The 7711-nt window shown below is 55.9% G+C and carries 9 protein-coding genes; all 9 read right to left on the minus strand.

The features are described 5' to 3' along the window. Window positions 1-62: 62 nt before the first annotated feature. On the minus strand, window positions 63-1253 hold the full coding sequence (locus JMJ97_RS08830; RefSeq protein WP_260699984.1) for a glycosyltransferase family 4 protein: 1191 nt from the start codon (window positions 1251-1253) through the stop codon (window positions 63-65). A 2-nt stretch (window positions 1254-1255) separates the two neighbouring features. Continuing rightward, the gene (locus JMJ97_RS08835; RefSeq protein ID WP_260699985.1) at window positions 1256-2341 is read right to left on the minus strand and encodes a sugar-transfer associated ATP-grasp domain-containing protein; all 1086 of its coding nucleotides are present in this window, start codon (window positions 2339-2341) and stop codon (window positions 1256-1258) included. Next, complete coding sequence (locus JMJ97_RS08840; RefSeq protein WP_260699986.1) at window positions 2341-3243, minus strand: ATP-grasp fold amidoligase family protein; 903 nt, start codon at window positions 3241-3243, stop codon at window positions 2341-2343. The genes JMJ97_RS08835 and JMJ97_RS08840 overlap by 1 nt, the downstream gene beginning before the upstream one ends. Continuing rightward, window positions 3240-3731 carry a PssE/Cps14G family polysaccharide biosynthesis glycosyltransferase gene (gene pssE / locus JMJ97_RS08845; protein ID WP_260699987.1) on the minus strand — a complete coding sequence of 164 codons (492 nt, stop codon included), beginning with the start codon at window positions 3729-3731 and terminating at the stop codon, window positions 3240-3242. The genes JMJ97_RS08840 and pssE overlap by 4 nt, the downstream gene beginning before the upstream one ends. Window positions 3732-3743: 12 nt before the next feature. Continuing rightward, a complete protein-coding gene (pssD, locus tag JMJ97_RS08850; RefSeq protein ID WP_260699988.1) occupies window positions 3744-4217 on the minus strand; it encodes a PssD/Cps14F family polysaccharide biosynthesis glycosyltransferase in 474 nt (157 codons plus the stop codon). Window positions 4218-4220: 3 nt separating this feature from the next. Further along, window positions 4221-5480, minus strand: a complete 1260-nt coding sequence (locus JMJ97_RS08855) for a nucleotide sugar dehydrogenase (protein WP_260699989.1) — start codon at window positions 5478-5480, stop codon at window positions 4221-4223. 38 nt (window positions 5481-5518) lie between these two features. Further along, entirely contained in the window at window positions 5519-6280 is a 762-nt protein-coding gene (locus JMJ97_RS08860; protein WP_260699990.1) for a sugar transferase, read from the minus strand. Between the two features lie 54 nt (window positions 6281-6334). Continuing rightward, complete coding sequence (loaP, locus tag JMJ97_RS08865; protein ID WP_260699992.1) at window positions 6335-6886, minus strand: antiterminator LoaP; 552 nt, start codon at window positions 6884-6886, stop codon at window positions 6335-6337. A 635-nt stretch (window positions 6887-7521) separates the two neighbouring features. Continuing rightward, window positions 7522-7711, minus strand: a 190-nt coding sequence (locus tag JMJ97_RS08870; RefSeq protein ID WP_260699993.1) for a hypothetical protein, incomplete at its 5' end; no start/stop codon positions are given.

The raw sequence follows: 7711 nt of genomic DNA on the forward strand, positions 1-7711 counted from the left end.
ACCAGTCGGTAACGAGTCCGTTGTCTTCATAAGTCTCAACCCAAGTATTAGGCACATAAGTACTAGACATTTACGGCCCCCACCTTACAGGTTGCTAACGCGCCGTTGGTCATCATGTCCATCCAGTTTGCGATCGAAGCGACGCGTTTACGCAGCTCGAGTCTCGGAGCCCTGTCAAGGCTCCCCTGGGCCAAACGGGCGCGCAGCTCGCCGTCGTCACGAAGCCGGGCAATAGCGGTGGCAATCGCATTTATGTCATCGGGGTCGACGAGAATCGAGTTGTCATCCCCGCATATGTCGTAGTTAAAGCTCCGATCAGCAGAAATGATGGGTAGTCCGCAGCTAATCGCCTCGACAATAGCCGTACAACATCCTTCGATTTGCGTGGGAAGGACAAAGGCGTCCAAAGCGCTCAGGAAAATCGGCAACTCGCTATTATCAACCGGCCCAGCATTTAAGCACCGCTCGCACGAGGGATCCTGCGGGCCTTTACCCGCACAAGCAAAATATACAGCGTCGAGGCTTTCAGCCGCCTGCTTCAGACGCAAGGGGCCCTTTTCCGTCTCGAGCCTTCCCACCATACCCACGACGAAAGCGTTTTCATCCCATCCAAGTAAGCGTCGAGAAGCCTTCTTATCGCGAGGGTAAAAGCGATCACCGCGGCAGCCATTCGGGGAAATTAAGACCTGCTTCGGCTTGACAACTCCAGCATGGAGCAGGTAATCCCTGTTGTTCTGTGAAACAGCCACGACTCCGCATAGCGAGTCGAAGACTTTGGCCAACGCATCGTTGCCAAAATACCGATCGCCAAAATAAAGGCCTTCGCCACTTTGGAAGAACGAGGGGACTCCAGTCGTCTTACTGAGCTTCGCTGCGGCAACGCCGCAAGGACAAAGGAACTCCCCGAAGAACAACGCAGGGTCGATGGAGAAATCGCGCAAGGCCTTGTTTGCAGCACCAACATAGTTCGACACGGTAAAACTGACACGCTGTTTGTTGAGGGGACCAGGCCTTTGGCCCATGCTCAGGTAGCGGGGGCGCACAATGCGAACGTTGTTGCCTTGCTCGGTCATCTCAACGGTCTCTAGGGGCAGCTTCCGGTTGGTCTTATTCAAGTTGACCGCAGAGGGGCACACCACAACGCATTCGTACCCCAGATCAGCAAAGGTCCACGCGGTCTGTTGCGTGAAAACATTAATGTTCGGGTCGAACTCGTTTGGATATTTGTTGGCTAGAATTACAAGCTGCTTCATCATCATGCCTGAAGGTAGGGGTTTTTCTTGAGAAGCTTAGGGAGAAGCTCAGCCTCCTTGTCGCCAAGAATCGGCCCGATAAAGATCTGGTGCCAATCGATGAGGGAGTCGATGAGGTTGTATTCAATAATCTTAGGGACGCCCGACTCATCGAGGGTGACATCCCAACTGATGATGCCGAAATGGGCAAGCCTCGGATGCAGGTCGCACACGAGTTGTTTCGCGTCCTCCCAGAACGGAATGCGCTCGCCGCTCCTCTTCATTCCAGCCTCCTGGGCAGTGTAGACTTTCATGTCATGGTCTACGAGCTTGCCGCCGATCGCGCCAGTTTCCACATCGATGCTCACCGCGTAGCCACCGGAAACGAAGTTGTCCACGACGCTGCCGGCCTTGCCCATCCTCATAGAGGCACACAGAATGTCAACCTTGCCGTCGAGGAAAACCGACACAACGCGCACGGACTGCACCGAGGTTGGGTTGAAGGACTGCAGGAACTTGTGCTGCTTGAAGATCTCCTGAACGCAGAAGTTGCCGTCGAAGTCAGCTCGAGCCCGCTCGATTTGCTCAGCATCCATGCAGGCGCCGCTCACCTTGGAAACGCCACGTCCGCCACCGGACTCGATGGTCGGCTTCAAAATATAGTTGGAATTTTTCGCGAGTAAATCTGCCGCTTGCTGTGCAGTCACAGGGCGGTATTCACCGTCAAGTAGGCTGCCCGAGATGCAGCGCACGACCGTGTCGGGCGTATTCTCCCTGCCCAGCACAAGGTCGAAATAATTCTTATCAGTGAAGGCCCCACAGTACTTAAGTGCGTTGTGGTTTGGTTCTATGATCTCCGTCCAGATTTCCGTGGAGATCAGGCCTGGTTCGGGCTTAAGTCCGCGGTCCGCGTAAAGACGATAGTCGTCGAGTTTCGGCTTCAGCCCGTAGCGCTTCCAGTAGTCGTAGATGGCGCGCTTGTCCTCAGGTTTGATGGGTGCGCAGCCTTTGGCCCTGTCCCGGTCGATACAGATGTAGACCTGCCGCATGACAAAGCGATAGATCGAGAGGTAAAGTGAGTATAGAACAGAGAAGAACTTGTCTTTCATTAACATGCTCCAGTAGTAGTGGTCTTTGGCAACTCCATCTTGCTCCCCAGTTCGCAATCGAGCCCATCCGGCTGCTCCTCATCAGCGTAGAAGGGATCGAAACCGCCCCCAGTGTAAAAAGTCATCTCGCCGAAGAAAGGCTTGCCCGCGATGTTGTAAAGGTCAACTCGTACGTGCGGAAGACCCTCCGCCAACGTCTCGGCAAGCCTGAGCATCAATTCGTAGTTCTCGGGCTTTTCGGTAGGTTTACGATTGGACACTTCGTGATTAATGTCTCCACGTTGTTCCCAGCATGGAGTGAAATACTGCATGTCGTGCGCTGTGAAGCGGTCGGCATCGGTCTGCACGAGTGCCGCCTTTCCGTCGAAGCAGTAGAACTTATAGTCGGTCGGGGTCTGCCTACCCGGTTCGTCAAGGTACGCCTCGGCCACCACACGAGGCGTTATATCCCTGTAGGCCCACTCCCGACCCTGCCAGTACCAGTTCCGTTGAAGCGCGGTGCGTAGGCGTTTCTTGGCGACCTCAAAATCGAATCTGGATTTATCTGTGCACACGATTGTGCTCTGCGAGTCGTGTGTGCACTTCAGCACGAACTTTTCCGGCAACTCATCAATGTCGATATCTTCCACCGAATCGTAGACGCCATAAAGCGGCACAAGGTATTCATCGCCGATACGCTCCCTGACAAAGGATCGCACGTCATACTTGTCAACAAGTGTGGTCAAGACTGGATTGTGATAATGCAGTTTGCACCACTGTAGCTTCTCATTAAAGGTCTTGGGATGATCAAGATCGAGCTTATAGTGCAGCTTTGCTTTGAAGCACATGCGTATAAATACCTCATCGGGGATAAAACGCAAGTTGTTCCTCAGAGAAAGCGCGAATCTTTTCTTTAGTTTCATCGCACGCCTCCAACGCCATCGATGTAATCAGAAAGGTCGGCGCAGAATCGCGCCGCGTTGCTCTTGTAGGGCAGGTAATCCTTGGAAAGCACCCGCGCATAAGCGGCGGGCAGGTCGGTCGGGTCCATACACGGCTCGATCAGACCCATGTCCCCGAACTGTCGAACAATCTCGATCTGGTGATCATCCACATGTTCGCCGTATTTTGCTAGACGCGGAACAGCGATGACTTTCTTGTTGTCCTTAACGGCGCCGATGATGGCGCCAGTGCCTCCATGGGTTACCACGACATCGCAAGCATCCATATGAATGCGGAAGGAATCGCGATCGAGAAATGCCTCGTGTTCCAAATTCTCAGGAATGTAAGTGCATACACCCGTTTGAGCAAAAGCTCCATCCCCAGCAACACCGCTTGCAACGAGAGCATCTACCGCCCTGATCAATCTGTCGAATTGGAACTTCTGGGAGCCTACGGTAACGAAAATCATGTGACAGCCTCCCTAGTACACGCCACCGACAAAGCGGGCATTAGGGTACACGGATAGCATCGACTCCCACTGCACGTAAAAGCGATCGGCGCGTTTACTCAGCAGCTTTCCCGTCATGGTTGGTGAGTCAGTTTTCGCGAAAGACTCGACATACACAAGTTTGGCGCCCATTGCATGCCCGATCAGGCAAAACGGGATGGTGGCCAGTACCCCCGTGCACACAATCACGTCGGGGCGTTCAGTGAGCCAATAACGTAGAGACGTCACGGCATTGACAATCATTCGAGGAAGAAAGCTTGCCTCGTGTCGATTCACCTGGCGCACATAGCGAGCCCGCACGGGCAGCTTGGCATCGTAGGCAGTCTTCTCGGTGAGGATGAAACTGTCGTAGCGCTCCATCAAAGGCTTAAGCTCAAGTAACTGCTCCAGATGCCCACCAGATGACGCAGCAAAGCACACTTTTATGTCCTTGCGACACCTCGTCATGAACTAATCCCTCTTAAACAAATCGCGCGTATAAACCTTGTCCGCCACGTCCGCGAGCTCGTCGCTCCAACGGTTGGCGACGATCACGTCGCAGCCGGCCTTGAAGGCCTCCAGGTCGTGCGTGACCTCGGAGCCGAAGAACTCCGGTGCATCGAGCGTGGGCTCGTAGACCACCACGGGCACGCCCTTGGCCTTCACGCGCTTCATGACGCCCTGGATGGAGCTCGCGCGGAAGTTGTCGGAGTTAGATTTCATCGTCAGGCGGTAGACGCCCACGATCGGCTTCTGCTTACCGGCATACACGCGGTCCCAGACCATCTGCAGCACCTCGTCGGCGACGAAGTCCTTGCGGGTGCGGTTGGCCTCCACGATGGCCTCGATCAGGTTCTGCGGCACGTCCTTGTAGTTGGCAAGCAGCTGCTTGGTGTCCTTGGGCAGGCAGTAGCCGCCGTAGCCGAAGCTGGGGTTGTTGTAATGCGATCCGATGCGCGGCTCCAGGCAGACGCCTTCGATGACGTCGCGTGTGTTGAGGCCGCGGACCTCGCAGTAGGTGTCGAGCTCGTTGAAGTAGGCCACGCGCAGCGCCAGGTAGGTGTTGGCGAACAGCTTCACGGCCTCGGCCTCGGTGGTGCCCAGCACGAGCTCGGGGATGCCCTTTGAGCCGTCCGCGTTGACACGCTCGAGCTCGACTGGATCGGCGCCCTGAGCGAGCAGACCGGCGAAGCGCTCGGCGGCGGCCACGGCCTCGGGGTCGTCCTTGGGCGCGCCCACCACGATGCGGCTGGGGTGCAGGTTGTCGTAGAGCGCCTTGCTCTCTCGCAGGAACTCGGGGCTGAAGAAGATCTTGTCGTCGCTCAACCTCTCGCGAAGCCCAGCGGTGTAGCCGACGGGGATAGTCGACTTGATGACGATCCAGGCGTCCGGGTTCACCGAGCGCACGGCGGCGATGGCGGCCTCGGCGGAGCTCGTGTCGAAGAAGTTCCTGTCCGAATCGTAGTTGGTGGGCGTGGCGATAACAGCGTAGTCGGCGCCCGTATAGGCCTCGGCCACGTCGACGGTGGCGTGGAGGTCGAGCTTGCGCTCCCCCACCTTGGCCTCCGCCAGGAAGCGCTCGATCTCGTCGTCCTGGATGGGCGACTGGTAGCTGTTGATCTTCTCGACCTTATCGGACACGATGTCAAGCGCGTGCACCTCGTTATGCTGCGAGAGCAGGACGGCGAGGGACAGGCCGACGTAGCCGGTACCGGCGACAGCGATCTTCATTTTCTTCTCCGATTTATTTCGGGTATCAAAACTAGGCATTAGTACGCATCGCTCCCGTTGAAGACCTCCAGAACCGTGAGGAAAACGATTTTGAGGTCTGTGACAATTCCGCGCTTGGCTATGTACTCGAGGTCACGGCGGACCATGCCATCGAACCCAGTTGAGTTGCGATCAGTCACCTGCCACCATCCGGTGATGCCAGGCTTCACTGCCAATCGTTGCAGGTCGTACTCCGTGTACTCAGCGACCTCGTTGGGCAGCGGCGGCCTGGGGCCAACCACGGACATCTGACCCAGGAACACGTTCAGGAACTGCGGGAACTCGTCGATGGAGTGCTTGCGGATGAACTTCCCGATCTTGGTGACGCGCGGGTCCTCCCTCATCTTGAACATGGCGCCTGCGATCTCGTTTTGCTCCTTGAGCTCGGCGAGGCGCTCGTCGGCGTCCCTGTACATGGAACGGAACTTCCACATGCGGAACGTGGTCAGGCTTCCGTCGGGGCGGGTCTGTCCCACTCGGATCTGGCTGTAGAAGGGGCTCCCCTCGCTCTCCAGGCGGATAGCAGCGGCGAGTACGAGGCTGGGGATCGCGATGAGGACGAGCGCGGCACCGCTGAATACGATGTCGAATGCGCGCTTGACGGCCCTGTAGGCCAGGCGCGAGCGGTCCCAGTCCATGATGGATTGCATGGCCTTGTAGCGACCAACGCCTTCACGCCGGTCCATGGCCTGAGCGATGAGCGCTGCCCCCGCGGGCGCATCCTTTGCATATTGAGGTTTATCTGAAACGTTCTCTTCCAACACTTCGTCCCCGGGCCGGGGATACTCCCTGTTCTGCGTAGCGACCGCACGCAGCTAGGCGATCGCCTTTTTAAGGTTGCGCATCACACGCTGCTCGTTGGAAAGCACCGCGAGGCCAACGCGGGTGGTTACGCGTCGGCCGCACAGGTCGAGCTCCAAATAAGCAGTGCTCTTGCGTCTGTTAATTGTTTTGATAAGGCCTTCGTGGCCCAGCAGCGGACCTGCCGTAACTACGACCTGGTCACCGTCTTTTAGGGCCTCGCTCATGGGCACTACGCGGTCTCCCCTATGCGTAAAGCCGCCAATAAGCTGGACCTCTTCTTTTGCCAGCGGCACAAACTGACCGTCCTGGGAAAGCACCCGGGCAAAGTCGTCCATGCGTAGCAGATACTGTTGCACAGTTTGAGGGTCTGCCGTATCGCAGATGAGATAACTGGGAAAGAGCGGCTTGGTCGTCTTGACCCATTCGCCGTGTACCTTGATCTCGGTTTGATATTGGGGATAAAAGAGCTCTTGCATGGCACCAGTCGGCACCGTGCGCTCAATGCGCTCACGCATTACGTCTTCGCGACCGTTAATGACTTGGATCACATACCACACGAGCACCACCCCCTTGCTGTCTTACGTGTGGCTCACGGGGTTTGGGTATGGCTTCGCCAGGGCGCTTGTGCGCGAAGGCGCTCCATATTCAAACCCTGAGCCCAGTCAGACAAGCACGTGGCTCTGCCCCACCGTGAACGGTATGTACAAATGCAGTTGCTAGAGACGCGGACGTGTATCGCAAAATAACCGCATCCCCAGCTGGCTGCGTGCGAGCCAGTCAAGCGGGTACAAAACTGTACCGCACGCAAACAGCTGAAGACTGCTACGTATTGGCATACGAACTACTAGAATTTGCATCTCATAAATAAATCAACACAAATTTAAAGAGCCGCATGACTTCTTTATTGGAGCTCGTGGTGTTTCTGGCACCGCCGTTACGGCCGGATGCTTATCGACCCTGCGCTTTGCGACTTGCTGGAGCCGCGAGCACAGTTGAACTCATGTAACGCTAAGTATCCTAGCACAAGCTGGTAACGAACCTGATTTGGCTTGTGGTGGACAACATATCGTTCATTTAGCGTGTTCAAGGGTGTTGTTTTGGAATGTTGTTCACATTGATGCAGGTTATTGAGGTATTGGCGGTGATTAGGGGCGTTCCTTAAGCACTAATGGAACGGCGAGCTGCACTGGTAATTGCGTTAGTCTAACAAACTATGTACAGACATGGGAAATAAATTGTGCAACTTTTTGTTGGCATAGGTGGGGTTTGTGGCGCGTAGTGTTTTGGCATGAAAAAAGGCCTTCGGAATTCCGAAGGCCTTTACATTCACGATGGTGGAGACGAGGGGGATCGAACCCCTGACCTCTTGACTGCCAGTCAAGCGCTCT

The sequence above is a fragment of the Collinsella aerofaciens genome, from assembly GCF_025289055.1.
Classification (GTDB): domain Bacteria; phylum Actinomycetota; class Coriobacteriia; order Coriobacteriales; family Coriobacteriaceae; genus Collinsella.